The 2,520-nt window shown below is 65.0% G+C and carries 2 protein-coding genes; both read right to left on the reverse strand.

Annotated features, from left to right (window positions below):
• Positions 1-1,370, reverse strand: a 1,370-nt coding sequence (locus EB084_23525; protein NDD31232.1) for a hypothetical protein, incomplete at its 3' end; no start/stop codon positions are given.
• A 4-nt stretch (positions 1,371-1,374) separates the two neighbouring features.
• The coding region (locus EB084_23530; protein NDD31233.1) for a tetratricopeptide repeat protein at positions 1,375-2,520 on the reverse strand (1,146 nt) is incomplete at its 5' end.

A 2,520-nucleotide genomic window follows, 5' to 3' on the forward strand; every position in this document is an offset into this window, starting at 1 on the left:
CCTTGTGCAATTGTGTTGCGCAAGACCGACGCACCCTGCGCCACCAGGGCGCGGGCTCGTGCCGCCTGCTCGTCGAGCGCCTTCTTCACGCCGGGCGGCAGATGTCGGCCGATGGCGTCGAAGCCAGCGGTCGCCGCTTTGGCGATCTTTGGGGCGATGGCTGACACGGCCGTGCGCGCAAGCGCCACGGGGGGGAAGGTCGCGACGACTTGAATGACATCCTTGCCCACCGTCTTCAAGTTTTTCAGCGTGTTCTCCGGATGGAGGAAGGTGTCCACGAGAAGCTTTCCTGAGTCGGCGACGAGGTCGATGCCGGCGTTCAGGTTGTTGATGACCGCGTGGTTGACCACCTTGAGGCCGGACAGATCGACGCCGGTCTTTTCGCTGAGCCAGTCGATACCCTGGTCGACCGCCTTCTCGAACTTGTGCGTGACGAACTTCCCGAGAACCTTGAGAATCTCGTCGATGTGCTCGAGAATGTAGCCCAGGTCTTTCCTGGCTCGATCGATCTGGTCTGGAATCAGCTTCTTGAGCTCGCGAGTGATTCCGCTGCTGTCTTCTTGGGCCTTGGAGACGCCCTGCAAGAGAAACCCCAGGCCCTCGTCGATGATGCGTCTGGTGACCTCGTCGGTTTTTTCGTTGACGGCTTTCTGCAGCGCATCGCGCGTCTGGGTGCGCAGGTCGTTGATGGGCTTGTGGATGTTCTCCCGGAGAAGGTCGTTCAGCTTGTCGCCCAGCGCATCGACCACTACTCGGGCGTCTTTCGAGCGCGAGGCAAGCGCTGCGCTCACGTCTGGCTGCAGGGCCGCGATGGCCTTCGACAGGTTCTCGACGGCTTGCGTGGCCCGCCCCCTCTCTGCATGGGCGGCTTCTTGGAAGGCTTGAATGTCGGTGGTGATCTTCTTGGCCCCGGTATCGAGCGCTGAAAGCGATTGCGTGATGCGTGCGAGCACCGTGGCCTGGGTTGCTCCCAGGTGCTCGACGGCCTGTGAAAGAGCAGTTGGAGCGGCGTTTGCGCGCTGTTTCAGGGCGTCGTAGCCGGCGGTGATGCGCTGCACGTGCTGGCTGACAAGCTGTCGCGTCTCTTCGAGACTGCGTTGGATGCCCTTTAACTGCTCGTCTGCATCCCGGATTACGCTCTCCATCTCGGTGCAGCGGCCTTCGAGGGCTGTCGCCAGCTGATTCGTCGTGCGAGCCATCTCGGAAAGGCTCTGATCCACGGCACCCTGGACGCTTGCGATTGAGGTCCGGAAGGTGCTGGCGGATTCGGTGAACTGACGCACCCCGGACTCCGCCTGCGCCATCTTGCTGTCTACGTCTTCGCTACTCTTCGTGAGGCTGGCGACCGCGTCGCCGAGATTGGCCAACATGGGGTTACGCCTCCTCTTCAGTGCTGCTGATCTCGTGCATTTGTCGTTCCAGCGCCTCGGCCTCGTGGGCACGGCCGGAGCTGCGCAGCGCCGCGATGGTCTCGCTCAGCACGGCCGCGGCCTGCTTGCGCTGCGCGTCGGCGCGCTCGAGGGCCCCCCGTCGAACGTACACGTCGGCCAGCTCGAGCAAGACGTCGACCATGTCGAGACCCTCGCCGGACGGCGCGTGCGTCTGCGCCTGGAGCGCAGCGTGCAGCGCCTGTTCTTCGGCGTCGAGATTCCCGTCCTCGCGCCACGTGCACGCCAGCTCGCGGTGGGTCGCGGCCACCTCTGCGAATCGAGGAACGAAGAAGTCCTTGTAGGCGGCCAGCGCGCGCTTCAGCAGCGGCCGGGCGACGGCGGTTCGTTTGCGAGCCGTGTACACGGCGGCGAGCTCGCGATACGACTCGGCAAGCTGCAGCCCGTCGGTCTCGGCGTTTCGACTACGAATGTCGAGGGCGCGTTCGAAGAACGCCTGCGCTTCATCGAGGTCTCCCTCGCGGTAGTGCATGGCGCCGAGCGCGCGCACCACTGAGACGTAGCTCTCGCCCTGGGGGCTGTCGCTCTCCCCTCTCACGATGCCGAGCGCGCGCTCGAACAGAGAGGCTGCCTTCGAGGCCTGCCCGGCCAGTACGTAGATGTTTCCGCACTCCACCAAGACCTCTGCGATCTCGGGATGGTCTTTTCCGAGGCGCGCCTCGAGCTGGTCGATGACCTTCAAGAGACAGCCACACGCCTCGTCCCACATGCCGAGGTGCGCCTCGACCTGGGCGAGGGTGCGGTGACACGCTGTTTGCAGGGTCGCATCTACGCCTGACGCCTGTTCGTATGCCAGGCAGGCGCGCATCAGCACGTCGAGGGCTTGGGCGTAGTTGCCCTGGCGGGCGCGGAACTCGCCCAGCGCTTGCAGCGCTTGGGCCAGCACGCCGACCTCCAGACCGTCCACGGCGTCGTGCAGGCGCACGCACTCTTCGAGCGCGTTCTCGGCCACCGCGTGGTCGCGCGTGAACATCGCCACGGTCGCAAGAACGCCCAAGATGGAGGCGCGCAGGGGGGCGCACGTTGCATCTGACGCGTCACACAGCGCGAGGGCCTCCTGGAGGCGCTGGCG

This window comes from Pseudomonadota bacterium (genome assembly GCA_010028905.1).
In the GTDB taxonomy this organism is placed as follows: Bacteria; Vulcanimicrobiota; Xenobia; order RGZZ01; family RGZZ01; genus RGZZ01.